The sequence below is a fragment of the Acidovorax cavernicola genome (assembly GCF_003581445.1).
This window is the reverse complement of the sequence record NZ_QXMN01000008.1, coordinates 112783-139679: the sequence shown is the minus strand read 5'-3', so window position 1 is coordinate 139679 and position 26897 is coordinate 112783. Positions and strand designations below refer to the sequence as shown.

The following is a 26897-nucleotide window of genomic DNA, read 5'->3' as shown; positions in this document are numbered from 1 at the left end:
ATGAGAATAATTCTTATTTGTATGGCCTGACCACCGCACAACGTCCGCCATGGCCGCCGATCCCGCTCTTCATCCGCACATTCACACGCTCTACAGCGACCACCACGGGTGGCTCCAGGGCTGGTTGCGCAGGAAGCTCGGCAATGCCTTCGATGCCGCGGACCTGGCGCAGGACACCTTCCTGCGCATCCTCACCGCGCCCGACCACACACCCGAAAAACAGTGCGACTGGCAATTGCGCGAGCCGCGCGCCTACCTGACGGTCGTCGCCAAGCGGCTGCTGGCCAACCTGTACCGCCGGCGCTCGCTGGAGCAGGCCTACCTGGACGCGTTGAGCGCCTTGCCCGACCCGCTGGCGCCCTCGCCCGAGCAGCAGGCGATCATTCTCGAAACCCTGCAGGAAATCGACGCCATGCTCGACGGCCTGGCGCCGCCGGTGCGGCAAGCCTTCCTGATGGCGCAGCTCGAAGGGCTGGGCTATGCCGAGATCGCGGCGAAGCTGGGCGTGAGTGAGCGCACTATCAAGCGCTACATGGCCGAAGCCATGGCCCGCTGCATCCTGCTGGTCGCGTGACCGTGCAGCGCGCGGTGATCGTGGACAAGGCCGTCGCCATGCAGGCGGCGCAATGGTTCTTCCTGCTGCAATCGGGCGAGGCCACGGCGGCCGACCACACGCGCTGGTCGCACTGGCGGGCGGCCGACCCCGCGCACGAGGCGGCCTGGCAGCGCGCCGAACAGGTGAGCGGCAAGTTCGGCATGCTCCCGGGCGCGCTGTCGATGCCGGTGCTGGGCCGCACGGTGCGCAGCGACCGCCGCGCGGCCGTCAAGGCGCTGGCCGTGCTGCTGACCGCGGCGCCCGCCGGCTGGCTGGCGTGGCGTGCGTCGCCGGCGCGCGAATGGCTGGCCGACCACCGCACCGCCACCGGCGAGCGCCGCGAGCTGCACCTGGCCGACGGCACGCGCATCCAGCTCAACACGGCAACGGCCATCGACGTGGCTTACGGAACGACGCGGCGGCTGGTACGGTTGCACGCGGGCGAAATCCTCATCGAGACGGCACCCGATGCCGTGCCCTCCTCCGACCCCGGCTATCGCCCTTTCGTGGTCGAGACCGCGCAAGGGCACTTGCGTGCGCTGGGCACGCGCTTCGTGGTACGGCAGCACGCAGACGATCGCAGCCACGTGACGGTGCTCGACGGCGCGGTCGAGATTCGGCCCGACGACGCGCGCAACCTGACGGCGGTGGTGCGTGCCGGCGAGCAGGCCATGTTTTCCGCGACGGCCATCGGCGAGATCACGGCCGCAAGCCCCGATGCCGACGATTGGTCGCGGGGTGTCCTGCGCGCAAGGAACATGCGGCTGCACGACTTTCTCGCCGAGCTGGGCCGCTACCGGCCTGGCGTGCTGCGCTGCGATCCGGCCGTGGCCGACCTGCGCGTGTCGGGCGTCTTCCAGCTGCGCGACACGGGCCCGGTGCTCGACAGCCTTCCCCAGGCCCTGCCGGTGGACGTGCTCTTTCGCACGCGCTACTGGGTCACAGTGGTCGCACCCGGCCATTGAGGCGTCGATTGCAGCGGCACGGTTTCGTGCCGCTGCACTTTTTTCTTCGCGGTCTGTCCCCTTTTCCTTCCTCGCGTGTGAAGCCTTGAGGAACAGCAACTTCACACCCTTGCAGGAGAGAGAAATTCATGGCCCGTCGCCGACCGTCCCCCCTTGATTCCGACGCGATCACCTTGCGTGCGCTGTCGCTGGCAGTGCATGGCGCGCTGCTCGCCATGGCATGCGCTGCCGGGACTGTCGCCGCGCAGACACCGGGCGCGACCAATGCCCAGGCCGCACAGGCTGAAACGCGTAGGGCCTACAACATCGCGCCCGGCCCGCTGGACGAAGCCCTGTCGAGCTTCGCCGCATCCGCCGGCGTCAGCATCACGATCCCGCCCGCGCTCGCGCAGGGCAAGCGATCGCCCGGCCTGCAAGGCCAGCACGCCGTGGGCGAAGGCTTCGCGCGGCTGCTGGCCGGCTCGGGCCTGGAGGCGGCAGGCGGCGCGGGCGGCTCCTATGCGCTGCGCCGCTCGAGCATCGGCGGCCCGCCGGACGCCGGCGCCGACGGCAGCACCACGCTCGCACCGGTCACCGTCACGGCCGAGGCCGAACGCAGCGCGACCACCGAAGGCACGCGCTCGTACACCACGCGCGCGCTGACCATCGGCAAGGGCGAGCAGGCGTTCAAGGACATTCCGCAGTCGGTCAGCGTGATCACGCGCCAGCGCATGGACGACCAGGGCCTCGTGGACCTGCGCGACGCGGTCAACAACGTCACCGGCATCGTGGGCGTCAAGGGCGTGGGGCCGGGCATGGTCCTGACCGCGCGCGGGTTCCAGATCGACAACTGGCAATACGACGGCGTGGCCGTGCCGCGCAACATGTACTCGCTGGGCAACTGGGCCACCGAAGACACCGTGTTCTACGACCGCGTGGAGGTGCTGCGCGGCGCTTCGGGCCTGCTGCAGGGCACCGGCAGCCCGGGCGGCGCGATCAACCTGGTGCGCAAGCGCGGGCAGCCCGAGAAGACGCTCACGCTCACCGGCAAGGCTGGCTCGTGGGACCACTACGGTGCGCAGCTCGATGCCGGCGGACCGCTCAATGCCGAGGGCACGCTGCGCGGCCGCGTGGTGATCGACGAGGACCGCACCCACTCGTTCACCGACTACGTGTGGCGCAACACGCGCTCGCTCTACGGCGCCATCGACTACGACATCTCGCCCGACACCACTGTCGGCTTCGGCGTGAGCAACTCGCACGGCAAGGGGCGCCCGATGCTGCGCGGTTTTCCGCGCTATCCAGATGGCGTCGACATCCGCCTGCCGCGTTCCGTGTTCACCGGCGCCCTGTGGAACCACGCCGACGTCGAACAGACCGCCGTCTACGTCGACGCTGAGCACCGCTTCAACGACAAGTGGAAGCTGAAGTTCTCCGCGCTCGGCATGAACGAGAAGAACAGCTCGCAGCACCAGCACATGCACGGCGACGTGGCGGCCGACGGCAGCGGCCTGGACTTCGCCGACTGGGACACCCTCTTCGATTCGCGCAAGCTCGGCTTCGACGTCTTCCTGCGCGGGCGCTTCGATGCGCTGTCGATGGAACACGACGTGACCATCGGCGCCAATTATTCGAAGTTCCTGTCGACCGACAGGTATGCGCGCCGGTTCAGCGGCGGCGGCAACATCTTCGCCATCGACCACAACCGGCCGGCACAGAACTACGACACCATCATGGCCGCCGGCGGCGGCAAGAGCCACACGCACTACGACGTGCGGCAAAAAGGCATCTACGGCAGCTGGCGGGCCAAGCTGGCCGAGCCGCTCACGGCCATCGTCGGTGCGCGCGTGAGCTGGTACGACTACCTCTATTCGAGCCAGTCCGCAGGCTTCACGAGCACGGTCAGTACATCGGGCGAAGTGACGCCGTATGTCGGCCTCGTGTTCGCGCTCAACAAGCAATGGTCGGCCTACGCGAGCTACACCGACGTGTTCGAACCGCAGACCGAGCGCACCGTCTCGGGCGACGGGCTCAAGCCCATCATCGGCAGCAACTACGAAGTGGGCCTGAAGGGCGAGCTGATGGACGGCCGCCTGAACACGTCGCTGGCCGTGTTCCGCTACAACCACACCAACCGCGCCGTGACCGACCGCGACGGCGGCTTTGCCTGCGACGGCTGGTACTGCTCCAAGTCGTCGGGCAAGGTGCGCAGCGAGGGCTTCGAAGCCGAGATCAGCGGCGAGGTCACGCCGCGCCTGCAACTCACCGCCGGCTACACCTACAACACCACCAAATTCCTCGAAGACCCGGACAACAAGGGCCAGATATTCAGCCAGTGGACGCCCAAGCACATGCTGCGCGTGTGGACCCACTACCAACTGCCGGGCGAATGGAGCCGGCTCAGCGTGGGCGGCGGCTTCAGCATCCAGAGCCACACGCTGGGCTACGACCGCACTTACAAGGTGCCCGGCTTCGCCGTGTGGAGCGCGCGCCTGGCCTACCAGCTGACACCGGAGGTGGCACTGGCCGTCAACATCAACAACATCTTCGACAAGCGCTACTACATCCCGGCCTACAACGAGACCAACGGGAACAACAACTACGGCGACCCGCGCAATGTGCTGTTCACGGTGAAGTACACGCCGAAGCTGTGATCAGAACCTGATCCGCACCGAAGCCGCGCTGCGATCAGCCTCGCCGTGAAACACGGCTTCGATGTTGTTGCCGTCCGGGTCCAGCACGAACGCCGCGTAGTAGCCCGGGTGGTAGGGACGTTCTCCTGGCGGGCCGTTGTCCCTTCCGCCGTGCGCCAATGCGGCCTTGTAGAAGGCATCCACCATGGCCCGGTCTCGTGCCTGGAACGCGATGTGATGACGCCCGGTCAGCTCGCCCTGCACTTCCGCGCTGCCAGGCGCCGAGACGAAGAGTTCATCGGCCCAGAAATTACGCTCGTCGGAGCCGCCCATCGGAATGTTCAGTACATCGAAGACGGCACTGTAGAAAGCCTTGCTGGCCGCCAGATCGCGAACGACCAGTCCGATGTGGTCGATCAGGCGGCCGCGATGCAGTTCTTTCGATGTACTCATGAAGCGCTCCTGGCAGTCGAATGCGAAGTGGCGGAATCTACCAAAGCCTCCAGCCGGCTGACGAGTGGTGCCGGCAAGCGCCGCGCCCGTGCGATGTCGAGGGCATTGCGCCCCTTGGGGTCCGCAATGGCTGCATCCGCGCCAGCGTCGATCAGCAATTGCAATGTCTTGAGCCGCTGGAGCCTCGCCGCATAGAAGATCGGCGTTTCGCCATGCGCGCGAGGGTTGAGTTCGGGCTTGGCCCCTAGCAGGACACGGCACATCGCCTCGTCGTCGCGCCACACCGCCGCCCAGAGCGAGTAGCTTGCGTTCGCACCGCGCGCCACAAGGAAGGTGACCAGCGGCAGGTTCTCTCCGCGTGCGACGGCGTACCACAGCGGCGTCGCGCGAAAATCGTCCTCGTCTTCGTCCATGGGCACTTCGCGCTCAAGCTCGCATCCGGCGGCCAGAAGCGCGGCCACCGTTTCGAGTCCATGCGATTCCGCGAGCTGCGCGCCGCCGGGCGCTATGCCACAGGCCAGGTGCAGCGCCGTGCGGCCCTTGGGGTCGCTCGCATTGGCCAGCTCGGGCGCCTGGGCCAGGATCGACGCGACCGTGGCGGCATCCCAGCGTTTTGCCGCGGCAAAGAGTGAAGTCTTGGAGGGCTGGCGCATTCAGGTCTTTCCTGCAGGGTGTTGCATGCTCAGGCTTCGCGGGCTTGCCGATCGATGTCCGCCACCAGGCCTTGCAACCACGCATGGTGATCGCTGAAGGTTTGCAGTCGCGCTTCGGCCTCTTCCCGCGAGGCCAGGTGTTGATCCAGATACCGGAACCCGACCAGGCGTGCGGCGTCGTGCAGAACGCTCTCGGGCACATCGTTTTCATACAGCGCATCGAACCGGGTCGCCCAGAACCCTTGCTCGGTTCCCGCGATCCGGTCGAACGCGCGAGGGTCTTCCACGCTGAATTCAATGAACTCCAGGCCATCCGGATGCGCGCGCAGGCCAGTCACTCGGCTGTCGCGATCCCACAGGGGAGCCCATGTCGGCCCCTCGGGCGCGCGGGCACCGCGATACGCATAGAGCGGCGGCCCCAGGCAAAACGTGCGGAACACCTCGTGGATGCACTCCCCCGTCGCCAAACGCACCAAGGGCTCGGACACCCCCAGCCGCTGCAGCATCGACACCCGCAAAGCCTCTGCCACCACCGTCATCCTGCGTCCCCCTTGGTTTGCCTGGGGCCGATGTTAGCCACGCCGGCCTCGGCTTGAGGCGCTGCGCCCGGTCGCCCTAGTATTCGTTCTTTCACGCGGTGCACAGCACCTGCAGGGACTGCGCCACAGCTTCAAGCAATGAAACCATCTCAAGCCGACTTCTTCATCGACACCGGCCATGTGCGTTTGGAAGGCTTTCATCCGCCAAAGCAGATCGCGGGCATCCGGCAGAAATTGCTCGATGAAATCAAGCGCCTGAAAGCCCTGCCCGGCGGGAAGAGCTTGTCGAGCGCACTGCAAAAACCCCCGTACTTCCAGCAGATCGGCAAGCTGTCTGCGCTCGTCAAGGTGTCCGGTGTGCACGAGGCGTTGGTGACGCGGGAGTTGATCGACTGCATCACTCAACTGGGCGGGCGCGCGCCGACCGCCATCCAGGAGACGCAGCTCCTGCTGTCACCGCCCCGGCAAGGCGCCTCGACGCTCACGGGATTGAACTGGCATGTCGACGTTGCAGCCAAACCGCAAGATCCGCTGCCGGGAATCCAGGCTTTCTTTCTGATCGACGATGTCGCACCCGGCGGCGGCGCGACCCTGGCATTGGCCGGATCGCATCGCGCCGGCATGCCGGGGCAAGTTTCGGCCTCCGAGCTGCGGCAGGCACTGAAGACGCCAGACGACCTGGAACGAAAGCTGCGGTCACTGGGCCTCGGCCTCGTCGAGATGTCCGGGCGCGCAGGCGACGTCTTCCTGATGGACTTGCGCCTCTTGCACACGCCATCCGTCAACTCGACAAGGAACGTGCGGATGATGGCGACGACTCGCTGCTTCCTGAACACCTGACGCCATCCCATGAAAAGGCCGCGCGCCACCACACAGGGTACCCACCACCCTCGCCCTGCACTGGCATCCCACGCGCCGCAGGCGTAAGCTGACCACCGGTCGGCCAGCCAAGGCGATGTCGCCAAACGGCACCCGCTGCGCCGAGCTTTGCGAAAGGACTGTCCATGTTGTCCGACTCGTCTGTCACGACCATGCTTCCGGTGAAGGACATGGACCGCGCGCGTGCCTTCTACGAGGGCTGTCTGGGCCTGAAGGCTGGTGGTTTGCGGCCCGACGGCAAGTTCGTCTACACGGTGGGCGGCAGCACGCTGGCGCTGTTCCCGAAACCGGAGGGGACCAAGGCCGACCACACGGCGATCAGCTTCCACGTGCCGGACATCGCCGCCAGCGTCGAGAAGCTGAAGCGCGCCGGCGTGGTGTTCGAGGACTACGACTTTCCCGACTTGAAAACCGTCGACCATGTCTGCGTGCTCGGCTCGGAAAAAGCGGCCTGGTTCAAGGACACGGAAGGCAACTTCCTGTGCATCCACGAAGATCTTGCGCCCGCGTAGCCAGGTCGCGGTGAACAGCGCGAGTGTCTCCGGTTAACCGCCCAACGACGACCTGTTTCGGTCCTGCAAAGGGGCAGCAGGGGTCGCGAAGCTAGTCCCACGCAGGAAGGTGCTGCAAGGCATCGTTGGGACGATCAACAATGTCGACGCCAGAGAACCCGGTCCCGCCCGGCAAGAGTCTGACGTCGCAAATGACTTCCCAGCCATGACTTTCAGTGCGTCGGGCAAGGCACACCTCCTCGCCGGCAGCAACGAGCTTGACGCAGTCGCCGACGCTGATTCGCTGTGCCGTGCCTAGGGCGAATTCCGTCGAACCGAACTCTTTCTCCACGACCGGGTGAATGGCGACGAGATCCACCTTTCCGTCCTTGAAGTGAACAGCGGTAATTGCATGCTGGGCCATCTTCGACCTCCATTCGTGCAGCGCCCCGACAGGGCTGCGGCGGCTGCCAGCGTCAGTCAGGCTGCCTTGTGCGGCCATTGCGTGGGCCCGCCGTTCGAACTGTACGCCCGCACCCGCAGATTCTCCTTCGTCATTCCCAAAAAGCCGACGCAGGCGAAGGGCGGCATCTGGTCAACTGCGGCTGCCCGAGCCTGCCGCTCGAAGCGCCTTCCCGCCGGTCGGCATGCCGGCGCAGGCATCTACAAGCGCTGGACGATCTGCTCCCGCAGCCACCGGTGTCCCGCATCGCGGTGCCTGCGTTCGTGCCACAGCATCGCCATCTCGTAGCCCGGCACCTCCAGCGGCGCCTCCACCACGCGCAGCCCCGGCGCGCCGCGCGCCAGGCGCTCGGGCAGCATCGCGACCATGTCGGTGCTGGCGAGCACGGACATCATGAAGAGGAAGTGCGGCACCGACAGCGCCACGTGCCGCGCCAGGCCCTGCGCCGCCAGCGCCTCGTCGGTGGGGCCGACGAAACCACCGCCGCCCGGCGACACCACCACATGCGCCAGCGCGCAGAACTGCGCGAGCGTGGGCCGGCGCTTCAGGCGCGGGTGCCCTGCCCGGCCGGCCAGCACATAACGCTCGTGGAACAGCACGCGACGGTGCAGGCCGGGCGGCGCACCGACGCTGGTGTGAAAGAACAGGTCGATCTCCGCCTGCTCGAGCTGGCGCGCCATCCGTGAAGGCACAGCCTCGACGACGGCGAGCCGGGTATTCGGCGCGGCCTCGCGCAGGCCGGCCAGCGCGGGAAGCAGGATGGCCGACTCGGCGTAGTCGGTCGCGGCCACGCGCCAGGTGGTGGTGGCCTGGACGGGATCGAAGGGCTGGCTGTGCGCCACGGCGCGACCCAGCGACGCCAGCGCTTCGCGCAGCGGCTCACGCAACTCGTCGGCGCGCGCGGTAGGCCGCATGCCGCGCTGCGCGGGCACGAGCAACGGGTCGTTGAAGAGCTCGCGCAGCTTGGCGAGTTGCACGCTCACCGAAGGCTGCGAAAGGTTCAAGCGCTCGGCCGCGCGGGTCACGTTGCGCTCGGCCAGCAAGGTGTCGAGCGTCACCAGCAGGTTGAGGTCGAGGCGACTGAAATTGTTCATGGCGATACCTGGAATTCAAACTATTCATTTCCAATATAACGCTGCGACACCTAACCTGAGGGCATCTTCACTCCAACCCCATGACACCATGAACATCCTGCTGGTCCTTGCCCACCCCGAAGCCGCCTCACTGAACGGCTCGCTGCATCGTTTCATGGTCGAACACCTCACCCGTGCAGGCCACTCCGTGCGCGTGTCCGACCTGTACGCGATGCGCTGGAAGCCCGCGCTCGACACCGACGACTTTCCGGCACGCGACACCGCAGCGCCCTTCGACCCCGTGCTCGATTCGCTGCGTGCCTTCGAGGGCGGCACGCAGACCGCCGACATCGCCGCCGAACAGGAGAAGCTGCTGTGGGCCGACGCGGTGATCCTGCAGTTCCCACTGTGGTGGTACTCGATGCCCGCCATCCTCAAGGGCTGGATCGAGCGCAACTACGCCTATGGCTTTGCCTACGGCGTGGGCGAACACTCCGACACACACTGGGGCGACCGCTTCGGCGAAGGCACCCTGGCCGGCAAGCGCGCGATGCTGGTGGTGACGACCGGCGGCTGGGCCTCGCACTACGCGCCGCGCGGCATCAACGGGCCGATGGACGAACTGCTGTTCCCCATTCACCACGGCATCCTCTACTACCCCGGCTTCGATGTGCTGCCGCCCTTCGTGGTGCATCGCACGGGCAAGGTCGATGACGCGGCCTACACGCGCATCACTGGCGAACTGGGCCAGCGGCTCGACACCCTGTGGACCACCGATCCGATTCCGTTCCGCCGGCAGAACGGGGGCGACTACGAAATTCCCGCGCTCACACTGCGCGAGCACATCGCGCCGGGCCGATCGGGCTTCGGCGTGCACCAGGAAGCACTGCCAGAGCGGTAAAGATGGAACTTTGGTTCTCGAACCCGAGAGCCTTTAACCACGCCGGGAACAGGTGGATTGACGGGCGACTTCAAATCGTCGCGACAACGCAGCAAGATGCGCATCCGCCGTTTCGTCCGAAGGAGCTTGTCCATGTTCGCCACGCCAGAACGCACCGTCAAGATTCCCGGCCCCGACCATGCGATCGCCATCACGCCGAACCCGTTGCGCGTGGTGGTGTCGGTGGGTGGTCATGTCATTGCCGACTCGCGCGATGCGCTGACATTGCGCGAATCGCATTTCGGCACGGTGCACTACCTGCCACGCAAGGACGTGCGCATGTCGCTGCTGGAGCGCACTGAGCACGCGACCTATTGCCCCTACAAGGGCGAGTGCGCCTACTACAGCATTCCGGCCGGCGGCGAACGCTCGGTGAATGCCGTGTGGACCTACGAGTCGCCCTATGAATCGGTCGCGCCGATCAAGGACTACGTGGCCTTCTATCCGGACCGCGTGGGCACGATCGAAGAACGTTGCTTCTGACGCCCCACTTCCCAAACCCTTTCACAAAAAACCGGCCCTTGCTTTCGCAAGGCCGGTTTTTCTTTCCCTGATCCGCTGGCGCCTGCCCCTTCACAGGGCAAGGTGCGCGCGCCTGTCGCCTGGGAATTACAGCGGCAGTGCGTCACCGCGTACAGCAGCGCGGGCTTCGGCACGCACGGAAGCGCGGTCCAGACCGCTGGCCAGCACCGGGGCCACACGCGAGGTCACGGCTTCGCTGTAGGGGTTCTCGCTGCGTGCAGCCACCACGGCCTGGGCACGGACTTCATCGCGGCTCACGCTCGAGACGAACACCTGTGCGGGGCCTGCGTTGGCGCCGGTGGCGTAGGGGTCGGCGCTGTGTGCAGCCACCACGGCTTGGGCAGCGACGTCGGCGCGGCTGGCGGCCGAGGTCAGGCGATGCACGCCTTCGTAGGTTTCAGCGTGGGCGGCGCCGGCAACGGCCATCAGGGCAACAGCAACGGCGGAGAGGAGCTTGGAGGCGGTCATGTCGGTTTCCTTCTTCAATTCAGTTCAGTACAAGTTCTTGCTTGGATGGTTTGAACCGGTCTTGGGTGGGTCACCGTCCCTCTTGTCTTCGGGGCGGCCAACTCGCTCGGGGCCTGTTCATCCGGGCCTGCTGGGTGCCGGTCCGTGAAATGAATTGTGCGCGTCGATCTAGGTAAAAACCCGCAGCAAAGGGAACCGCGGCGTTCCTGAAACGGAAACAATGCGGCCCGGCAGAGGCCTCAGCCCCAGGTCAATGGGTCGAGCCGGAGGTAGAAATCGAGCCGGCCATCGTCGGGCGCATCGATGCCCAGCTGCGTGAACAACAAGGCATGCGCGGTGCGCGCGTCCTGCGCGTCGCGCCAGCTGTCGCGTGCATTGCCGAGCAGCAGCGAGAGGTCTACATAGCGGTCCGCGGTGCCCAGCCGCCCCACGTCGATCAGGCCCGTGCAGCGCAGCGTCTGCGGATCGACCAGGAAGTTCGGCAGGCAGGCATCGCCGTGGCACACAACGAGATCCTGCTTCTCCTGCGCCAGCCGCCGCGGCAGGTCGGTGTGCAGCCGCTCCAGCAGCAATGGCGGCGGTACGTCCTGCTGGTCGGGGTCGAGGAATTCGGGGTTCACCGCACCACGCGCGACAACGTCAGCCGCGCGGTCGAACATCACCGACAGCGGCCGCGCAAACGGGCACTCGCCCGACGGGATCTCATGCAGCGCGCGCAGGCGCTGCGCCATCGACGGCCAGGCGCGCAGCAGTTCGGTTGCCTGCAGGTCGCTGGCCGGCACACCCGGCAACGCTGTCGTGACAAGGCAGGCACCCTCGGTCGTCACGCGCCAGTCGAGCACGCGCGCGGAGCCGATGCCGTACGGCGCAAGCCATTCGGTGCGGTGGCGCTCCTCGTCGAGGGACACCGCGCCCGCACCGAGCGACACCTTCGCAAAAGCGGCGCCGTCGCTGCGGCGAAACACCGCATCGCCCGACTCGCCCTCGCTGGCCGGTTCCCAGGTTGCGCCGGTGGGCAACCGGGGCAGCAGTTGTTCGATGGTGTTCATGTCTCAGTGCCCCACCGACTTCGAGAACACGTTGACCACCACCACGCCCGCGATGATCAACCCCAGCCCGACGATGGCCGGCGCGTCGAGCGTCTGGCCGAACCACAGCCAGCTCACGACCGAGATCAGCACGATGCCCACGCCCGACCAGATCGCATAGGCGATGCCGGTGGGCAGCACGCGCAGCGCGAGCGAGAGAAAGTAGAACGACACCGCGTAGCCCGCCACCGTGGCCACGCTGGGCCACAGCTTGGTGAAGCTGTCCGAGGCCTTCAGAAAGCTCGTCGCAAGCACTTCGACGACGATCGCGACAGCGAGGTATGCATAGGTCAGGGTCATCGCCGGACTCTAAACGCGCACGACCCCGCGGGCGCCGGAGCCCTTGCGTACGCCGGGGCCGATCAGGGCGGCAGCAGCAGCGGTCCGCAGTTCGTGTCCGTGACGAACACCGCCATCAGCTTCGCCGGCTTCACCGGGTCGGGGTTCTCCGCGAACATGTGCAGCGTGTTCGGCGGCTCGAAGAAGGTCTCGCCGCTCTTGAAGGTGCCCACGGGGCCACCGCCCAGCTGCGAGCGGATGGTGCCTTCGAGAATGATTGCGGTCACCGAGCCCGGATGCCGGTGCGCCGGCGAATAGGCCATCGGCGGAAAGTCGACGAGCACCGTCGTCACCGACTTGCCGGGCACGTGCGGGAGCGCCTCGCACGACAGCACCTTCACCTGTGTCGCAGGCCGCGCCGTGGCTTCCGAGCCCGTGGGCACCGGCGCTGATGCGAACATCGGCCGGCTCACCGAGCTGCATACATCGGCGAACCACTGCACGGCCTCCTGCTGCCCGGCGTGCGGCATCAGCGCCCAGCCGGCGGCAAGCACCAGCGACAGCCCCGCAAGGCCCGCACCGATCGACGGTGTGCGATGCCAGCGTGCGGCCCTCATGACGCCACCGCCTGCATCGCTGCCTGCGACAACCGCAGCGCCGGATGCCAGCCCAGCTCACGCCGGGCCTTCTCGCTGCTGATCTCGGGGTTGTCTTCCGCGATGTTGAAGACGCCGCCGCGCGCGTGCCGCATGGCCAGCAGCGCCGCCCAGGCCGCCGCCTCGACATGCACCGGGCTCGCGCCCTTGGGCTGCGCGTTCGAAGTGCGGGGCCCGTAGAGCTGCCCGTAGCGCAGCACCGTGCCCGTGAGGCCCGTGTCGCTGAGCACGCCGCGCACGCTGCGCTCCAGCGCCACCACACCGTCGATGCTGATGCGGCGACCGCCTTCGGCCCCGAGGTCGAGCGGGTCGTCCTCCGTGTGCGGCGTCGGACCCGGCGCATAAGCCCAGGCGATGCTCTGCGCAATCATCTGTTTCGCACCGGCCGCCTGCGCCGCCGCCACGAGATGCCGCGTGCCCTCGATGCGCACGCGCGCATTGCGGACCACAGCTTCGGCCATCAATGCCGGATCGAGCGTGGCCGGCAGATCGGTGAGCTGGTGAATGACGACCGTGGGCGCGATGCGAACCATCGCATCGCGCAAGGCCTGCGCGTCGAACACGTCGACGACGACGGGCGTCGCGCCGCTGGCCTCCAGCGCCGCCGCGCGATCGGCCCGGCGGGTGCCGCCGTACACCGTGTGACCGGCCTCGACCAACAGCGGGATCAGCGCGGTGCCCACGGCCCCTGTCGCGCCCGCCACGAATACCTTGTCGCCCATTGCGTATCCTTCTTTCCTGCTGGCTGTTGGAAGCCACGAGCTTAGGATTTCGATGCACCAGACGAAAGAACCAAGAATTGTCAAAATGACTGGGCCATGATCGCCCCACCCAGCAACGCCCTCCCCGACATCGACCGTTCGACGGCGACTCCGCTATACCGCCAGGTCTACGAACGCTTTCGCACGGCGATCGAACAGGGCGTGCTCCGGCCAGGCGACCGCGTGGCGTCCGCCCGCAGCCTGGCCGCGGAGCTGGGCGTGGCGCGCGGCACCGTCGAAGCGGCCTATGGCCAGCTGGCGGGCGAGGGTTACTTTTCCGCGCAGGGACAGGCGGGCACGGTGGTATCGCCGTCGCTCCCCGTGCAACGGCCTGTGCGCGCCGGTTCACGCGCCATCGCCGATGCACCCTCACGCGGTGCAGCCCTGGCCACGCCCGCCGGACCGCCGCCCCTGCAGCTGGGCATTCCGGCGCTCGATGCCTTTCCGCGCAAGCTTTGGGCGCGCCTGGTCGCCCGCCGCGCCCGGGCCATGGGCGCGGCCGACCTTTTCTACGGCGACCCCGCAGGCCATGCGCCGCTGCGCGAGGCCATCGCGGCCTACCTGCTGGTGTCGCGCGGTGTGGCCTGCCAGCCGGCACAGGTCTTCGTCACCGGCGGCTATCGCACGTCGCTCGCACTCGTGGCGCGCACGCTGCTCGCGAAGGACGAGCGCGTGTGGATCGAAGACCCGGGCTACGCGCCCACGCGCGACGTGCTGCGAAACGCCGGCCATCGCGTCGTGCCCGTGCCGGTGGACGACGAGGGCTTGGTCGTCGCGCGGGGCGTGCGCCAGTCGCCGAAGGCGCGCATGGCGATCGTCACGCCCTCGCACCAGGCGCCGCTGGGCGTGTCGATGTCGCTGGCGCGCCGGCTGCAGCTGCTCGCGTGGGCCTCGCGTGCCAAGGCCTGGATCGTCGAGGACGACTACGACGGCGAGTACCGCTACGCCGGCGCACCGTTGCCCGCGCTCAAGAGCCTCGACGCACACGACCGCGTGCTGTACGCCGGCAGCTTCTCGAAGGTGTTATATCCGGGACTGGCGCTGGGCTACCTGGTGGTGCCCGAATCGCTGCGCGAGCGCTTCGAAGAAGCTGCGCGCATCGGCTCCAACGGCTGCCCGCAGATCACGCAGGCCACGGTGGCCGACTTCATGCGCGATGGCCATTTCTCGCGCCACCTGAAGAAGATGCGCCTGCTCTATGCGCGCCGCCGGGCGATGCTGGTCGAAGCGCTGAAGAAAGCCTTCGGCGATAGCGTGCGCATCGACCTCCAGGCCGGCGGCATGCACCTGATCGCACGCTTCGAGACCCACCCCGACAGCGACGCGGTGCTGGCCCGACGCGCACAGGAGGCCGGGCTGAACTGCCAACCGTTGTCCGGCCGCGGCACGGCCAGCTTCGGCGAACAGGGCTTGCTGATGGGCTTCACCAACGTCGCCTCACCGACCCAGGCGCGGCAGCTGGCCACGCGGTTGCGCGCGGCGTTGGACTAGGCCTGGGCGCGCAGATCGACTTCAGGCCGCATCGACGACGCGCCGTTCCATCGCACCTCGAAGCCCGCGCTGCGGAACTGGCCGACGACGAGTTCGCCGACGCGCTGCATGTCGGCATCGCCGCCTTCCGGTGCGCCCCAGAACGCAAGCGAGAGCTGGCTGGTGCGCTTGGCGCGGTTCAGGTCCTGCCGCGTGTAGAAGCAGAAGCCGTGCACGCCGACCTTCGCGCCGCCGCGCTCGTGGAACGCTTCGGAGCAATCGGAGAAGCCATCGGACTGCGTGTCGCCCGCATCCTGCAGCGCGACCAGGCCCGCCTGCGTCAACGCGGCGAACACTTCGGCGATACGCGCCTCGGCCGCGCGCCACTGCGCGGTGCTCATCTTCACCGGGTCAGGTTCGGGCGGTGGCGGCTCCGGCAGCGCGTGGCCGGTGATGCGCGACAGCAGCTGCGCCACCTCTTCCTCCATCGCGTTCTCCGTGATGTGGTTGCCGTGGCTGTCACTCACGTCGGGGTTGGCGCCGGCATCGATGAGCAATTGCACCGGCTGTGTGGTCGGCGAGAACTCGGCCGTGAGGTACAGCGCGGTGCGGCCGTCGGGGCCGGTGTATTCGAGCGGGCTGCCGGCGTCGAGCAGCAGTTGCATCACCGCGAGGATCGGTTCGGCGCCGGCTTCGTTCGTGCCCATCGCAGCGCACTGCAGTGCGGTGAAGCCCTGTTTGTTCACGGCGGCCACGTCGGCGCCGGCCTCGATGCATGCGCGCACCGTGTCGACATCGGCCTCGCGCGCCGCGTCGAAGATCTTCTTCGGATTCATGGCATCCCCTGTTGGTTTTTGGATTCTGCCGCAGCGGCATTGCCCGCCCAGCCCCTTCCGGGCACTTCACAGACCTCGCGAACCTCGCTACATTCGACACCTCGATCAACAAACCGGACTGGAGGTGCGCGATGGAAGACACAGCTATGCATTCCCCCATCCCCGTACGGTTTGACGGGTCGCATCCGAACTGCTGCTGACGCACCTCTTGCGCATCCGGTGCCGCTGAAGGCACCCACAGCCGGTTCGACCCTCGCGGTGTTCTGCCGCGACAAGCCGTCCGATTCAAACAACGCCATGCCGGCACCCGAGTGCCGCGTGCGGTTCGTTCCCTTTTCGAATCAAGGCCCACCATGCTTGAAACCCGTGCCGCCGATGCGCGGCAGTTCGTGACTTCTCCTTTCGATCCGCAGCAGGCATCCGCTGAAGAGTGGGCGCAGGCCCTCGCCTATTGGCGCCAGCGCCACGACGAAGACTTTCCGGGCGAGCCGCAGCCCGAGGACGCCCACACCGAGCAGAACGTGCGCCAGCACACGCCGCTGCATGTGGTGCACCGCACCTTCGTGCGCAATGCGCAGGGCCGCATCGTCGGCAGCGTCAACATGGGCGTGCGCCGCGAAGGCTCGCCCGACCACGCGGCCCACGCGCCCTTCGTCGACGTGTGGGGCGGCGTGTTGCAATCCCACCGGCGCCAGGGCGCGGCCAGCATCTTGATGCAACAGCTGCTCGTGCTGATGGAGGCGCAGGGAAAGACCACCGCGACCTTCAAGGCCCACCTGCCGGAAGGGCTGGCGTTTCTCGCGGCCATTGGCGCGGCCGAGAAGCACCGCAGCATCGAGAACCGCATGGTCTTCGCCGGCCTCGACGAGGCCGCGCTCGCCCGCTGGCGCGCCGATGCCCTCGCGCCCGCACGCGGGCTGCGCCTGGAAATCCACGCAGGCCGCGTGCCCTTCGAACGGCTGGCCACGCTGATGGCCCCGCTGTCCGCGCTGCTCGAAGACGCGCCCACCACTGCGCTCGAACGCGCGCCCATGCGCTTCGAACTGGAAGACTTCCACGCCTGGTACGCCGAGATCGACCGCCGCGGCGGCGAGCACTTCCTGGTGCTGCTGCTCGACGGCGACACCGTGGCCGCCGTGTGCGACGCCAGCTGGAACGCGCTGTACCCCGACCGCATGTTCCAGCGCCTCACGGCGGTGGCGCCGCGCTGGCGCGGCAAGGGCCTGGCCAAGGGCGTGAAGGCGGTCATGCTCGACCTGGTGCGCGAGCGCCACCCCGAAGCCGTGATGGCCGTCACGCACAACGCGCAGGTCAACGCGCCCATGCTCGCCATCAACCGCCAGCTCGGCTACGCCCCGCACAAGCACGATGCGATCTACCAGATCGGCACACAGGCGCTGCGGGCGTTTCTCGCGGCGCGCGCCGGCGCAGCTTCGACGGAGGTGCGCGCATGAAGACACCGCAGAGACTGCAAGGGCTGGTCGACGAAGGCCTGGTCGACAGCGTCGTGCGCCAGCTCATGAGCGGCAAGGAAGCCATGGTCTACGTCGTGCGCTGCGGCGACGAGACGCGCTGCGCCAAGGTCTACAAGGAAGCCGACAAACGCAGCTTCCGCCAAGCGGTCGACTACACCGAGAACCGCCGCGTCAAGAACTCGCGCGAGGCGCGCGCCATGGCCAAGGGCACGCGCTTCGGCCGCCAGGTGAGCGAGGCCATCTGGCAAAGCGCCGAGGTCGATGCGCTCTACCGCTTGGCCGCGGCCGGCGTGCGGGTGCCCACGCCGCACAACTTTCTCGACGGCGTGCTGCTGATGGATCTGGTGACCGACGCCCACGGCGACGCCGCCCCGCGCCTGAACGACGTGGCCTTCTCGCCCGACGACGCGCTGCGCCACCACGCGAGCCTGCTCCAGGAAGTGAAGCGCATGCTCTGCGCGGGCGTGGTGCACGGCGACCTGTCGGAGTTCAACGTGCTGCTGGCCGAAGACGGCCCGGTCATCATCGACCTGCCGCAAGCCGTGGACGCAGCGGGCAACAACCACGCGCAGCGCATGCTGCTGCGCGACGTGGAGAACCTGCGCAACTTCTTCGGCCAGTTCGCGCCCGGGCTGCTGCGCACGCACTACGGCGACGAGATCTGGCACCTCTACGAGCGCGGCCTGCTGCGTCCCGAGACGGAACTGACCGGCCGCTTCGTGCGCGACACCGGCCCGGTCGATGTGCGCGCCGTGCTGCGCGAAGTGGACGATGCGAGGTCCGAAGAAGCGGCGCGCCGGCTGCGGATGCAGACGCCACGACAATAGCGGGCTGCCCCCGTTCCGTTCCGCGCCCCGATGACTTCCAACGCCCTGCCCCAGCGCCCGCCCTTCGCCACCGCCGCCCGCCACATTGCCCGGGCCGCGGCCTTCGTGGCGCTGGGCCTCGGTCCAGCAGCCCATGCGGGCACCATCCGCCTGGAAGACGACCGCGGCCGCGTGCTGGAACTGCCGGCACCCGCCAAACGCATCGTCTCGCTGATGCCCTCGCTCACCGAGACCGTCTGCGCGCTCGATGCCTGCGACCGGCTGGTGGGCATCGACCGCCATGCCAACTGGCCAGCGGCGGTGAAAGGCCTGCCGCAGGTGGGCGGCATGGACGACGCGAACATCGAGCGCATCGTCGCGCTCAAGCCCGACCTCGTGCTGCTGCGCCCGCGCAGCCGCGCCGCCGAGGCGCTGGAGCGACTGGGCATCAAGGTGCTCGCGCTGGACGCCAAGACCCATGCCGACATGCGCCGCGTGATGGAAACCGTGGCCCGTGCCACCGGCCGACCGGGCGCGGGCGAGGCCTTCTGGCGCACGCTCGATGCCCGGCTGAACGCGGCCCGCGCCCGCGTGCCGCTGAACTGGCAGGGGCGGCGCGTGTACTTCGAGGTGCATGGCGGTGTCGCGGCCGCGAGCGAAAGCTCCTTCATCGGCGAGACCCTGGCGCGCCTGGGCCTGGCCAACGCGGTGTCGGGCTCGCTCGGCCCCTTTCCCCGGATGAACCCCGAGTTCGTGGTGCGCGCCAACCCCGACGTGCTGATGGTGTCGGCCCTCGGCGAAATCTCGGCCATGGCGACGCGGCCCGGCTGGTCGGCGATGTCGGCCATCCAGCGCGGGCGCGTCTGCAGCTTTGCCTCGGCGCGCTTCGACCTGATGATGCGCCCCGGCCCCCGGCTCGACGAGGCGGCCGATGCCATCGTGAATTGCCTCGCGTCGCTGGATGCGCCGCGCAACTGAAAGACACGGCCTCCTCATGAACTTCGACATCGTTCCCGCCGCCAGCTTCGGCACCGACGAACTCACCGCCCTCTGGAACCGCGCCTACGAAGACTATTTCGTGCCGGTCGCATTCGACCGCGCAATGTTCGAGCGGCATGTGCGACGCGCCGAGGCCGATCTTGCGCTCTCGCGCGCGATCGTCGTCAGCGGCGACGCCTGCGGGCTTTCGCTCGTCGGTCGGCGTGGGCCGCGTGCGTACCTCGCGGGCTTCGGTATTGCCAGTGCGCAACGCCGCCGGGGGCTGGCCAAACAGCTCATCGATGCACAGCTGCTCACCCTCTCCGCGGCGGGTCTCTCGCAAGTGCAGCTCGAAGTTATCGAACAGAACCCGGCGCGACAGCTCTACGCGCAGGCAGGCTTCGTCGAAGGCCGCATGCTCGAGGTGCTCGAAGGCAGCTTCGAGCCTCGCGCCGATGCAACGGCTTCAATGCCTGACACCGACACGCTCGCGGCCGTCCATGCAGCCTGCTCGGCCATCTCGCGCCCCACCTGGCGCCGCGAGTGGCCAACCGTGCAAGGCGCACTGGCACACGACGGCGCCGTCGCACTCGGCGCCGCAACGAACGGCTACGCCATCCTCTTGCCCACAGCTTTGCCCCTGAACACGCTCCTCGACGCCGCCGCGCTCGATGAGCCCTCGGCCCACGCACTGCTCGACGCGCTCGCACAGGCGCGCCCCGGCGCGCGCTGGCGGCTGGTCGACGAGCCCGTGGGCAGCCCGATGCACCGCGCCCTGACCGCGCGCGGCGCCGCCGTTGTCATACGCCAGATCGAGATGACAGCGACACTCCCGTTCATCCCTCCAGCAGCATCGCCCTCCTCCCGTCCATGAAGTCCCACAAGCAGCGAACCTCGTCCACGCCTTTCATCCGCGTGGGCCCCAGCGGCGTGCACGGCCTGGGCGCCTTCGCCACGCGCGACCTGCCGTCCGAAGCCTTCCTCGGCCTGTACGAAGGCCGTCGCTACACGAAACAAGAGATCGCCACCAAGCTCTGGGACGACCAGCTCACCTACCTGTTCACGCTGACCAACGGCGAGACCATCGACGGCGCCAAGGGTGGCAACGCCACGCGCCACCTGAACCATTCCTGCGAGCCGAACTGCGAAGCGGTCGAGGAATACGACGAGGCCGGCGAGATGGTGCTGCGGTTCCAGACGATGGAAGCGGTGGAAGCCGGCGACGAACTGTTCATCGACTATTCGCTGACGGCGGACGACGGCTCGCCGCCATCGAAGTACCCCTGCCATTGCGGCTCGCCGAACTGCCGGGGGACGATGCTGGCGCCGGTGGAGCCAGTGACCGAGAAAGACGAGCCCGCCACAGCGGCCGATGCGGCGCCGGCGGCTTCAGACCCGCGCAGGCAACTCAGCGAACTGCCCTGGTGACGTAGCCGTCGCCAAGATTCAGGGCGACTCGCTCTTCACGCTGCGCAGTTGCGCTTCCGCACGTTCGAGTTCGGTGCGCAGCGTACGGATCTCCTGCTCCAGCTTTTCGATGCGCGCTTCGCGGCTCAACGGCGCCAGCGCCTGACAACGCAGCTGCAGTGCACTCAAGGTGTCGGCCAGTTCACGGCGGCGCAGCATCTGGCCGCGGGAACGGGCCAGGGCCATGTCGCGTTCCAGCACCGCTTCCTGCGCCTTGCAGCTTTCGGCGTTCAACGGCTGCGCCGACGGCTCGGTTTGGGCAAAGGCGGCAGGCATGGCCAGGGTCAACGCAAGGGCCAGGAGACGGGGTATCGGACGCATGCCGTACGGTACCCGAACTCCCCCCAGGAAAAGGCCTTCAGCCCTTCAGGCCGCAGACGTTCTAGCGATGCACTTGATCTCGATCAGCCAGTCCGGGCTGCCGAGCCGGGCCACCTGCACCAGTGTCTGCGAAACCTGCGGGTCGCCGCCGAACATTTCGGCGCGCAGGGCGAACAGCGCATCGGCCTGGCCGAGGAAGCCGTCGATGTCGGTCACGAACAGGGTTTCGTCCACGATATCGGCCATCGAGGCGCCGAAGGATGCGAGCACGCTGCGCACGTTGGCGTAGGCCTGCCGTACCTGCACCGCGATGTCGCTGGCGCCGAGGGTGCGGCCCTCGCCGTCCACGCTCACCTGGCCCGAGAGGTAGATGGTGTCGCCGACCTGCACACCGTCGGCAATGATGTTCTTGAACGCGCCTTCGCGCACCACGCGGCGGGGAGTGAGGGACATGCGGCTTCCTTTCGATGAGAGCGCGGCAGTATCGAAGGAGGCGCCTGCACGGACATGCGGCGCAGCGGATGTCCCTGCGCGCCCCGCGTCAATCGATGAACGCCGAGGCGCGCCCGACGATCCTGTGATTCAGGCTGTCAGGTAGCGCGCATCCCATCGCGCGGCCAGCTGCCGGGCCCGGTGCAGCGGTGTGCGGGCGCGCTCGAAGTCCATCACGCACACGACGTCCGCCGCGCCGGGGCGTTCGGGGCTTTCGTTGCTGCGGCCGTCCGTGAGCAGCCACAGCCAGCGCTGGCGGGTCTCGTGCTTTGCCAGCAATTGCTGCGCGCGCAGCACGCCCAGCGCCAGCGGCGTGCCGCCACCTGCGGCGATGGGTGCGACCCAGTCGTCGTTCCAGGCACTCGCGCGGCGCGGCGGCAGGCGCAGTTCGACCACGTCGCCGGCAAAGCACAGCAGCGCCACGTGGTCGCGCCGCTGGTAAGCCTCCTGCATCAGTGCGAGCAGCAGGCCCTTGGCGCGCGCGAGCTGGCCGCCTTGGCGCATCGAGGCGGAGCAGTCGAGCAGGAAGCAGTGCAGCGCCCCACTGCGCGCCTCCTGCGGGCGATGGCGCAGGTGCGCGGCGCGCAGCCGATCCGCACCTCGGGCTACGAGCGTGCGCGGCCAGTCGAAGGCTGTGCCGGCCATGCCGCCATGCCATGCGTCCCTTTGCGTGCCCTGCCTCCGGTCACCCTGGCGTGCGCCAGCGGGTGCGGCGTCCCGGAGGCTCAGGCTTTTTTTGGGGCGACCTGCTGTGCGGGAATCAGCGGGCGCAGCGGCTTCACGCGCTCGATGCCGACGGGTTCGGGCGGCATGGCGCCCCAGTCGCCGTCACCGGCCGCCCGCGCGGGCACGTCGCCGGGGTTACGGCGAGGAGCGGGCGATTCCATTGGCGGTGCGACGGCCGCTTCGGTCGCCGGATGGCGTCGATGCAGCAGCACCGCCTCGGCGACGCGCTGCACGTGGTCGTCGGTGATCGATGCCGCACCTTCCCATGCCGCGAGCGCGCGCGCCGAGCGCAGCATCACGAGGTCGGCGCGCAGCCCATCCACGCCAGCCGCGATGCACAGCGCGCCGACGGCTTCGTGCACCTCATCGCCATAGGGCAGCGCCGCGCGATCCGCCACCCGCTCTCGCGCCCACACCAGTGCGGCCGCGAGTTCGGCTTCTTCCTGCGCATGTGCCGCGCGAAAGCCCTGCGGATCGGCATCGAAGGCCAATCGCGCGCGCACGATGGCCTGGCGCTCGGCCGCGTCCTGCAGGTTGCGCAGCCGCACGCACAGGCCGAAGCGATCGAGCAGCTGCGGGCGCAGCGTGCCCTCTTCCGGGTTCATCGTGCCCACCAGCACGAAGCGCGCGGCATGCCGATGCGAGATGCCGTCGCGCTCCACCACGTTGACACCGCTGGCCGCCGCGTCAAGCAGCGAGTCGATCAGCGCGTCGGGCAAAAGGTTGATTTCGTCGACGTACAGCACACCGCCGTGCGCGCGCGCCAGCAGGCCCGGCGCAAATTGGAGTTCGTGACCGGCCAGCGCCTGTCCGAGGTCGAGCGTGCCCACGAGGCTTTCGAGGCTCGCGCCCAGCGGCAGCGTGACGAAGGGCGCGCCCGGCAGCAGCTCGGCGAGCGCGCGTGCGGCCGTGGTCTTGGCGGTGCCGCGCGGGCCTTCGATGAGCACGCCGCCCAGCGCGGGATCGACCGCCGACAGCAGCAGCGCCTGGCGCAGCTGCGGCTGGCCGGCAATCGCGGCAAAGGGGAACGGCACCGGCATCGGGGCGGCAGTGGTCATCGGGAACTTCCTTCTGTCTGCTGCTCGTGGTCGAGCAGCAGGTTTTCCAATTGGTTCTTGTAGTCGCCGGGCGACTGCCAGAGGCCGCGCTGCATGGCTTCGAGCAGGCGGTTGAGCATGTCCTGCAGCGCGCGCGGATTGTGCGCGTTCACGAACTCGCGGGTGGCGTCGTCGAGCACGTAGGCGTCGGCCACCATCGCGTACTGGTGGTCGCCCACCACGCGCGCGGTGGCGTCGAAGCCGAAGAGGTAGTCGACGGTCGCGGCCATCTCGAAGGCGCCCTTGTAGCCGTGGCGCTTCACGCCGTCGATCCACTTCGGGTTGACCACGCGCGCGCGGATCACGCGGCTGATTTCTTCCTTCAGCGTGCGCACGCGCGGTGCCTGCGGGTTGCCGTGGTCGCCGTGGTACATCGCGGGCTGCTGCCCGCTGAGGTGGCGCACGGCGGCGGCCATGCCGCCCTGGAACTGGTAGTAGTCGTTCGAGTCGAGCAGGTCGTGCTCGCGGCTGTCCTGGTTCTGCAGCACGACGTTCATCGCGCGCAACCGGCGCACCAGCGCATCGCCCGCGGGCACGCCGTCGCTGCCCTGCCCATAGGCGTGGGCGCTGCCGCCGACGTAGGCCTTCGACAGGTCGTCGTCGGTCTGCCAGTCGCCGTGGTCGAACAGCGGCTGCAGCCCCGAGCCGTAGCTGCCCGGCGCGGAACCGAACACGCGCCAGCCGGCCTGCGTGCGCGCATCGTCGGGCGACGCGCCCTGCGCTTCGAGCGCGGCGGCTTCGCGCAGGATGCGTGCGCGGATGGGGTTGCGCTCGGCGTCTTCGTCTTCCTGCGCGGCCACGGCCTGTACGGCCGCGTCGAACATCTGCACGGCATTGGGGAAGGCATCGCGGAAGAAGCCCGAGATGCGCAGCGTGACATCGATCCGCGGACGCCCGAGGCCCACCGTGGGCAGCACCTCGAAATCGACCACCCGCTGGCTGCCCGGCGCCCACCTGGGCCGCACGCCGATGAGCGCGAAAGCCTGTGCCAGGTCGTCGCCGCCCGTGCGCATGGTGGCCGTGCCCCAGACCGACAGGCCCAGCGCGACCGGGTAGTCGCCGTGCTCCTGCAGGTGGCGTTCGACCAGCTGCGCGGCAGACTTGAGGCCGAGCATCCAGGCCGTGGGCGTCGGGATGGCGCGCGTGTCGACTGCGTAGAAGTTGCGCCCGGTCGGCAGCACGTCGGGCCTGCCGCGCGAGGGTGATCCGCTCGGGCCCGGTGGCACGAAGCGGCCTTGCAGCGCGCGCGACAGCTGCCGCAGTTCCTCCCCGCCGCACGCATCGAGCGCGGGCGCGAGGCGCTGCGCGATGCGCCCCATCACGGCGGCAGTGTGCAGCAGTCCGGGCGGGCAGGCGTCCGCTTCGAGCAGCTGCTGGGCGAGCAGTTCCAGCCGCTCGCGCGTGTCGCCCTGGTGCCGCCACGCCTCGTCGCTCACAGCCGCCAGCAACGCGGGCCGCGCGCCCTGCCAGGGGCGTGCCGCGTCGATGTCGAGCGGGTCGAAGGCCTCGCCGGGCAGCAGGTCGGCCGTGAGCGCGCCGAGCAACCCGGCGTTCTCGCCCACGCCATCGCCCGCCGGGTAGCGCGCGAGCGCGAGCAGCGTGTCGCGCCGAAGCCGTTCGCGCGGCGAGTCGCCGAACACATGCAGGCCGTCGCGGATCTGGGTCTCTTTCAGCTCGCACAGGTACGCATCGACACGCGCCAGCAACGCATCGTCTTCAGCGCCCGGCAGCCCAAGTTCCTCGACCAGGTGCTGCGCGCGCACGGTCGCGAGGATCTGCGCGCGCAGCACCTTGGCGCGGCGCGCATCGACGAGCAAGGCGTCGTAATACTCGTCGACCTGCCGTTCCAGGTCCTGCAGCGGGCCATGGTTCTCCGCGCGCGTGAGCGGCGGCATCAGGTGGTCGACGATCACGGCCTGCGTGCGGCGCTTGGCCTGCGCACCCTCGCCGGGGTCGTTGACGATGAAGGGATAGACGTTGGGCAACGGCCCGAGGATGGCATCGGGCCAGCAGGTGGCCGCGAGCGCAAGGCTCTTGCCGGGCAGCCATTCGAGGTTGCCGTGCTTACCCACGTGGACGACCGCATCGATGGCGAACACATCGCGCAGCCAGAAATAGAAGGCGAGGTAGCTGTGCGGCGGCACCAGTTCGGCATCGTGGTAGCTCGCGTAGTCGGCCAGGCCCAGCGGACCTAGCGCCCGTGCAGGCTGGATGCCGACGAACACGCGGCCCAGCCGCAGGCCGGCGATCATGAAGCGACCTTGACGCAGCATCGGATCGTGCTCGGGCGGGCCCCACTGCGCATCGATGGCGGCGGCCATGCCCTCAGGCAGCGCCGCGAGACGGGTGCGGTAGTCGGCGAGCGCGTAGCTCTGCCACGCAGGGCGCGCGGCCCATTGCGCGGGATCGTTGGCGATGCCTTCCTGCAGCGTGTACATGAGCGCATCGCCGTCAGCGGGCAGCGCGTCGAGCGTGTAGCCCTCGCTCTGCATCGTGCGCAGGATGGCCAGCACCGAGGCCGGCGTGTCCAACCCCACGCCGCTGCCGATGCGGCCTTCGCTGCCGGGATAGTTCGCGAGGATCAGCGCGATGCGCTTGTCTTCGGCGCGCAGGCGGCGCAGCCGGCACCAGCGGCGCGCGAGTTCGGCCACGAAGGCGATGCGGTCGGGCTCGGGCCGGTAGCCGACCACCTCGGTCTGCGTGAGTTCGCAGCGGTGCGACAGTCCCTTGAAGCTCACGGCGCGCGTGACGATGCGCCCGTCCATCTCGGGCAGCGCGATCTGCATGGCGATGTCGCGCGGGCGCAGGCCCTGGCTGTCGGCCAGCCAGTCCTCGCGGTTGCCGCCGCTCACGATCACCTGCAGCACCGGTGCGTCGCCGGCCAGCGCCTTGGGCTCGCCATCCTCATGGGATGCGCCTTGCCCCAATGCGGCGAAAGCGGTGGTGTTGAGCACGAGCTGAACGTCGTGCTCGCTGCACAGCGCGCACAATGCGGACAGGCACAGCGGGTCTTTCAGCGAATCGAGCGCCACGGGCAACGGGTTCAGGCCTTGCGCATGCAGCGCGGCGGCCAACGCGTCGAAGGCCTCTGTGTTGCCCGACAGCAGGTGCGAGCGGTAGAACACCAGCGCCACCACGGGCGCGTCCGCGTGCCAGCCGGCGCGCAGGTCGTCGATGCCGGCGACCGTGTGCGTGGCGTGCATGCCCCCCAGGGTCGAGGGCACATGCAGCGCCACCTGGGGCAGGCTGCGCGGCGGCAACGGCGCCTCGCCATGGCCCAGCCCGTGGAAGGCCACCGCGCGCAGGAACTGCGCCGCGTTGCCCGCACCACCCGAGCGAAGGTACTGCCACAGCTGCCGGCTCACGCCGCGCGGCACGGTGCCGCGTGCGAGCAAGTCTTCGTCCTCCTGCAGGTCGCCCGAGAACATCGCGAGCTGCTGGCCCTGGCGCTTCGCGAGCTTCTCGAGCTGCTGCAGCCCGTAGGCCCAGGCCGATTCGGCCCCCAGGTGATCGACCACCACCACGCGCGCATGCCGCAGCACCTCGTCGACGTACAGGTCGAGCGAGGCCGGCTGGCGCAGGTGCATGAGGTTGGCCAGCCGCAGCGAGGGGTAGCCGGGATCGGTGGCCGCCAGCGCCGTGCGCGCGGCGGCGAGCAGCGCGAGCGTGGTGTCGGCCGAGCTGAGCACCACGATGTCGCCCGGCGTCTGGTCGAGCCGGGTGACGACGCTCGGATCGTCTTCGACGAAGCGTCCGGGCTGGGTGCTCAGCAGGTGCATGCGGTCAGACGCT

General features: G+C 68.6%; 29 protein-coding genes. 13 read left to right on the top strand and 16 right to left on the bottom strand.

All coding sequences use genetic code 11. From position 1 onward, the window contains the following. Positions 1-49 precede the first annotated feature (49 nt). The 3 genes from D3H34_RS09835 to D3H34_RS09825 all read left to right on the top strand — a co-directional run bounded on the left by D3H34_RS09835 (position 50) and on the right by D3H34_RS09825 (position 4193). On the top strand, positions 50-574 hold the full coding sequence (locus tag D3H34_RS09835) for a sigma-70 family RNA polymerase sigma factor (RefSeq protein ID WP_119553262.1): 525 nt from the start codon (positions 50-52) through the stop codon (positions 572-574). Next, positions 571-1560, top strand: coding sequence for a FecR domain-containing protein (locus D3H34_RS09830; protein ID WP_286185585.1), 990 nt, complete (start codon positions 571-573; stop codon positions 1558-1560). The genes D3H34_RS09835 and D3H34_RS09830 overlap by 4 nt, the downstream gene beginning before the upstream one ends. A 128-nt stretch (positions 1561-1688) precedes the next feature. Further along, complete coding sequence (locus D3H34_RS09825) at positions 1689-4193, top strand: TonB-dependent siderophore receptor (protein ID WP_205736703.1); 2505 nt, start codon at positions 1689-1691, stop codon at positions 4191-4193. Here the strand turns inward: D3H34_RS09825 and D3H34_RS09820 are convergent, their stop codons facing one another. From D3H34_RS09820 to D3H34_RS09810, 3 genes are read right to left on the bottom strand one after another with little or no spacing between them, the layout of a single operon-like run. Next, on the bottom strand, positions 4194-4625 hold the full coding sequence (locus D3H34_RS09820; RefSeq protein WP_119553261.1) for a VOC family protein: 432 nt from the start codon (positions 4623-4625) through the stop codon (positions 4194-4196). Beyond that, positions 4622-5278 carry an ankyrin repeat domain-containing protein gene (locus D3H34_RS09815; protein WP_119553260.1) on the bottom strand — a complete coding sequence of 219 codons (657 nt, stop codon included), beginning with the start codon at positions 5276-5278 and terminating at the stop codon, positions 4622-4624. The genes D3H34_RS09820 and D3H34_RS09815 overlap by 4 nt, the downstream gene beginning before the upstream one ends. A 29-nt stretch (positions 5279-5307) precedes the next feature. Beyond that, complete coding sequence (locus D3H34_RS09810) at positions 5308-5817, bottom strand: hypothetical protein (protein WP_119553259.1); 510 nt, start codon at positions 5815-5817, stop codon at positions 5308-5310. Between the two features lie 138 nt (positions 5818-5955). On the opposite strand from D3H34_RS09810, the gene D3H34_RS09805 reads away from it, so the two are divergent. Continuing rightward, positions 5956-6657 carry a phytanoyl-CoA dioxygenase family protein gene (locus D3H34_RS09805; RefSeq protein ID WP_119553258.1) on the top strand — a complete coding sequence of 234 codons (702 nt, stop codon included), beginning with the start codon at positions 5956-5958 and terminating at the stop codon, positions 6655-6657. Positions 6658-6821: 164 nt separating this feature from the next. Next, entirely contained in the window at positions 6822-7208 is a 387-nt protein-coding gene (locus D3H34_RS09800; protein WP_119553257.1) for a VOC family protein, read from the top strand. A gap of 91 nt (positions 7209-7299) precedes the next feature. Here D3H34_RS09800 and D3H34_RS09795 read toward each other — a convergent pair whose 3' ends face one another. Together D3H34_RS09795 and D3H34_RS09790 are read right to left on the bottom strand one after the other, a co-directional pair. Further along, positions 7300-7611 (bottom strand): hypothetical protein, encoded by a 312-nt coding sequence (locus D3H34_RS09795; protein WP_119553256.1) that lies wholly within the window; start codon positions 7609-7611, stop codon positions 7300-7302. A gap of 239 nt (positions 7612-7850) precedes the next feature. Next, on the bottom strand, positions 7851-8744 hold the full coding sequence (locus tag D3H34_RS09790; protein ID WP_119553255.1) for a LysR family transcriptional regulator: 894 nt from the start codon (positions 8742-8744) through the stop codon (positions 7851-7853). An 88-nt stretch (positions 8745-8832) separates the two neighbouring features. Between D3H34_RS09790 and D3H34_RS09785 the strand changes: the two genes are divergently transcribed. Next, a complete protein-coding gene (locus tag D3H34_RS09785; RefSeq protein WP_119553254.1) occupies positions 8833-9624 on the top strand; it encodes an NAD(P)H-dependent oxidoreductase in 792 nt (263 codons plus the stop codon). Between the two features lie 132 nt (positions 9625-9756). Then, positions 9757-10146 (top strand): DUF427 domain-containing protein, encoded by a 390-nt coding sequence (locus D3H34_RS09780; RefSeq protein ID WP_119553253.1) that lies wholly within the window; start codon positions 9757-9759, stop codon positions 10144-10146. A 126-nt stretch (positions 10147-10272) separates the two neighbouring features. On the opposite strand, the gene D3H34_RS09770 is transcribed toward D3H34_RS09780, so the two are convergent. From D3H34_RS09770 to D3H34_RS09750, 5 genes are all read right to left on the bottom strand, one after another. Further along, positions 10273-10653 carry a helicase SNF2 gene (locus tag D3H34_RS09770; RefSeq protein ID WP_119553284.1) on the bottom strand — a complete coding sequence of 127 codons (381 nt, stop codon included), beginning with the start codon at positions 10651-10653 and terminating at the stop codon, positions 10273-10275. 239 nt (positions 10654-10892) lie between these two features. Beyond that, complete coding sequence (locus D3H34_RS09765; protein WP_119553251.1) at positions 10893-11702, bottom strand: APH(3'') family aminoglycoside O-phosphotransferase; 810 nt, start codon at positions 11700-11702, stop codon at positions 10893-10895. A gap of 3 nt (positions 11703-11705) precedes the next feature. After that, a complete protein-coding gene (locus D3H34_RS09760; RefSeq protein WP_119553250.1) occupies positions 11706-12041 on the bottom strand; it encodes an SMR family transporter in 336 nt (111 codons plus the stop codon). Positions 12042-12103: 62 nt separating this feature from the next. Next, the gene (locus tag D3H34_RS09755; protein ID WP_119553249.1) at positions 12104-12637 is read right to left on the bottom strand and encodes a cupin domain-containing protein; all 534 of its coding nucleotides are present in this window, start codon (positions 12635-12637) and stop codon (positions 12104-12106) included. Beyond that, entirely contained in the window at positions 12634-13398 is a 765-nt protein-coding gene (locus D3H34_RS09750) for an NAD-dependent epimerase/dehydratase family protein (protein ID WP_119553248.1), read from the bottom strand. The genes D3H34_RS09755 and D3H34_RS09750 overlap by 4 nt, the downstream gene beginning before the upstream one ends. 96 nt (positions 13399-13494) lie before the next feature. Between D3H34_RS09750 and pdxR the strand changes: the two genes are divergently transcribed. After that, positions 13495-14928: a MocR-like pyridoxine biosynthesis transcription factor PdxR gene (gene pdxR / locus D3H34_RS09745; protein WP_119553247.1), complete on the top strand. Its 1434-nt coding sequence runs from the start codon at positions 13495-13497 to the stop codon at positions 14926-14928. Here the strand turns inward: pdxR and D3H34_RS09740 are convergent. Further along, entirely contained in the window at positions 14925-15743 is an 819-nt protein-coding gene (locus tag D3H34_RS09740; RefSeq protein ID WP_119553246.1) for an ankyrin repeat domain-containing protein, read from the bottom strand. The two genes, pdxR and D3H34_RS09740, sit on opposite strands and share 4 nt — an antisense overlap. A 353-nt stretch (positions 15744-16096) precedes the next feature. Here D3H34_RS09740 and D3H34_RS09735 point away from each other — a divergent pair, with 353 nt between their 5' ends. Genes D3H34_RS09735 through D3H34_RS09715 form a run of 5 tightly spaced genes read left to right on the top strand, consistent with a single transcriptional unit; the run spans position 16097 to position 20430 of the window. Beyond that, positions 16097-17197 (top strand): GNAT family N-acetyltransferase, encoded by a 1101-nt coding sequence (locus tag D3H34_RS09735; protein WP_119553245.1) that lies wholly within the window; start codon positions 16097-16099, stop codon positions 17195-17197. Further along, positions 17194-18045 (top strand): PA4780 family RIO1-like protein kinase, encoded by an 852-nt coding sequence (locus tag D3H34_RS09730; RefSeq protein WP_119553244.1) that lies wholly within the window; start codon positions 17194-17196, stop codon positions 18043-18045. Before D3H34_RS09735 ends, D3H34_RS09730 begins: the two co-directional genes overlap by 4 nt. Before the next feature lie 30 nt (positions 18046-18075). Further along, a complete protein-coding gene (locus D3H34_RS09725) occupies positions 18076-19002 on the top strand; it encodes an ABC transporter substrate-binding protein (protein ID WP_119553243.1) in 927 nt (308 codons plus the stop codon). A gap of 16 nt (positions 19003-19018) precedes the next feature. Beyond that, the gene (locus D3H34_RS09720; protein WP_167481163.1) at positions 19019-19876 is read left to right on the top strand and encodes a GNAT family N-acetyltransferase; all 858 of its coding nucleotides are present in this window, start codon (positions 19019-19021) and stop codon (positions 19874-19876) included. Beyond that, positions 19873-20430: an SET domain-containing protein gene (locus D3H34_RS09715; protein WP_119553241.1), complete on the top strand. Its 558-nt coding sequence runs from the start codon at positions 19873-19875 to the stop codon at positions 20428-20430. Before D3H34_RS09720 ends, D3H34_RS09715 begins: the two co-directional genes overlap by 4 nt. Positions 20431-20448: 18 nt before the next feature. Here the strand turns inward: D3H34_RS09715 and D3H34_RS09710 are convergent, their stop codons facing one another. From D3H34_RS09710 to cobN, 5 genes are all read right to left on the bottom strand, one after another. Further along, positions 20449-20757, bottom strand: a complete 309-nt coding sequence (locus tag D3H34_RS09710; protein ID WP_286185583.1) for a DUF1090 family protein — start codon at positions 20755-20757, stop codon at positions 20449-20451. A 78-nt stretch (positions 20758-20835) separates the two neighbouring features. Continuing rightward, positions 20836-21243: a RidA family protein gene (locus D3H34_RS09705; RefSeq protein ID WP_119553240.1), complete on the bottom strand. Its 408-nt coding sequence runs from the start codon at positions 21241-21243 to the stop codon at positions 20836-20838. 129 nt (positions 21244-21372) lie between these two features. Continuing rightward, positions 21373-21927 carry a vWA domain-containing protein gene (locus D3H34_RS09700; RefSeq protein ID WP_119553239.1) on the bottom strand — a complete coding sequence of 185 codons (555 nt, stop codon included), beginning with the start codon at positions 21925-21927 and terminating at the stop codon, positions 21373-21375. Between the two features lie 80 nt (positions 21928-22007). Beyond that, positions 22008-23066, bottom strand: coding sequence for a magnesium chelatase ATPase subunit I (locus tag D3H34_RS09695; RefSeq protein ID WP_119553238.1), 1059 nt, complete (start codon positions 23064-23066; stop codon positions 22008-22010). Continuing rightward, positions 23063-26884: a cobaltochelatase subunit CobN gene (gene cobN, locus D3H34_RS09690; protein ID WP_119553237.1), complete on the bottom strand. Its 3822-nt coding sequence runs from the start codon at positions 26882-26884 to the stop codon at positions 23063-23065. The genes D3H34_RS09695 and cobN overlap by 4 nt, the downstream gene beginning before the upstream one ends. Between the last annotated feature and the right edge of the window lie 13 nt (positions 26885-26897).

Coding starts and splice junctions, on each gene's coding strand:
- D3H34_RS09835 (WP_119553262.1), top strand. CDS start 50: ATGGCCGCCGATCCCGCTCTTCATCCGCACATTCACACGCTCTACAGC.
- D3H34_RS09825 (WP_205736703.1), top strand. CDS start 1,689: ATGGCCCGTCGCCGACCGTCCCCCCTTGATTCCGACGCGATCACCTTG.
- D3H34_RS09820 (WP_119553261.1), bottom strand. CDS start 4,625: ATGAGTACATCGAAAGAACTGCATCGCGGCCGCCTGATCGACCACATC.
- D3H34_RS09815 (WP_119553260.1), bottom strand. CDS start 5,278: ATGCGCCAGCCCTCCAAGACTTCACTCTTTGCCGCGGCAAAACGCTGG.
- D3H34_RS09810 (WP_119553259.1), bottom strand. CDS start 5,817: ATGACGGTGGTGGCAGAGGCTTTGCGGGTGTCGATGCTGCAGCGGCTG.
- D3H34_RS09805 (WP_119553258.1), top strand. CDS start 5,956: ATGAAACCATCTCAAGCCGACTTCTTCATCGACACCGGCCATGTGCGT.
- D3H34_RS09800 (WP_119553257.1), top strand. CDS start 6,822: ATGTTGTCCGACTCGTCTGTCACGACCATGCTTCCGGTGAAGGACATG.
- D3H34_RS09795 (WP_119553256.1), bottom strand. CDS start 7,611: ATGGCCCAGCATGCAATTACCGCTGTTCACTTCAAGGACGGAAAGGTG.
- D3H34_RS09790 (WP_119553255.1), bottom strand. CDS start 8,744: ATGAACAATTTCAGTCGCCTCGACCTCAACCTGCTGGTGACGCTCGAC.
- D3H34_RS09785 (WP_119553254.1), top strand. CDS start 8,833: ATGAACATCCTGCTGGTCCTTGCCCACCCCGAAGCCGCCTCACTGAAC.
- D3H34_RS09780 (WP_119553253.1), top strand. CDS start 9,757: ATGTTCGCCACGCCAGAACGCACCGTCAAGATTCCCGGCCCCGACCAT.
- D3H34_RS09770 (WP_119553284.1), bottom strand. CDS start 10,653: ATGACCGCCTCCAAGCTCCTCTCCGCCGTTGCTGTTGCCCTGATGGCC.
- D3H34_RS09765 (WP_119553251.1), bottom strand. CDS start 11,702: ATGAACACCATCGAACAACTGCTGCCCCGGTTGCCCACCGGCGCAACC.
- D3H34_RS09760 (WP_119553250.1), bottom strand. CDS start 12,041: ATGACCCTGACCTATGCATACCTCGCTGTCGCGATCGTCGTCGAAGTG.
- D3H34_RS09755 (WP_119553249.1), bottom strand. CDS start 12,637: ATGAGGGCCGCACGCTGGCATCGCACACCGTCGATCGGTGCGGGCCTT.
- D3H34_RS09750 (WP_119553248.1), bottom strand. CDS start 13,398: ATGGGCGACAAGGTATTCGTGGCGGGCGCGACAGGGGCCGTGGGCACC.
- pdxR (WP_119553247.1), top strand. CDS start 13,495: ATGATCGCCCCACCCAGCAACGCCCTCCCCGACATCGACCGTTCGACG.
- D3H34_RS09740 (WP_119553246.1), bottom strand. CDS start 15,743: ATGAATCCGAAGAAGATCTTCGACGCGGCGCGCGAGGCCGATGTCGAC.
- D3H34_RS09735 (WP_119553245.1), top strand. CDS start 16,097: ATGCTTGAAACCCGTGCCGCCGATGCGCGGCAGTTCGTGACTTCTCCT.
- D3H34_RS09730 (WP_119553244.1), top strand. CDS start 17,194: ATGAAGACACCGCAGAGACTGCAAGGGCTGGTCGACGAAGGCCTGGTC.
- D3H34_RS09725 (WP_119553243.1), top strand. CDS start 18,076: ATGACTTCCAACGCCCTGCCCCAGCGCCCGCCCTTCGCCACCGCCGCC.
- D3H34_RS09720 (WP_167481163.1), top strand. CDS start 19,019: ATGAACTTCGACATCGTTCCCGCCGCCAGCTTCGGCACCGACGAACTC.
- D3H34_RS09715 (WP_119553241.1), top strand. CDS start 19,873: ATGAAGTCCCACAAGCAGCGAACCTCGTCCACGCCTTTCATCCGCGTG.
- D3H34_RS09705 (WP_119553240.1), bottom strand. CDS start 21,243: ATGTCCCTCACTCCCCGCCGCGTGGTGCGCGAAGGCGCGTTCAAGAAC.
- D3H34_RS09700 (WP_119553239.1), bottom strand. CDS start 21,927: ATGGCCGGCACAGCCTTCGACTGGCCGCGCACGCTCGTAGCCCGAGGT.
- D3H34_RS09695 (WP_119553238.1), bottom strand. CDS start 23,066: ATGACCACTGCCGCCCCGATGCCGGTGCCGTTCCCCTTTGCCGCGATT.
- cobN (WP_119553237.1), bottom strand. CDS start 26,884: ATGCACCTGCTGAGCACCCAGCCCGGACGCTTCGTCGAAGACGATCCG.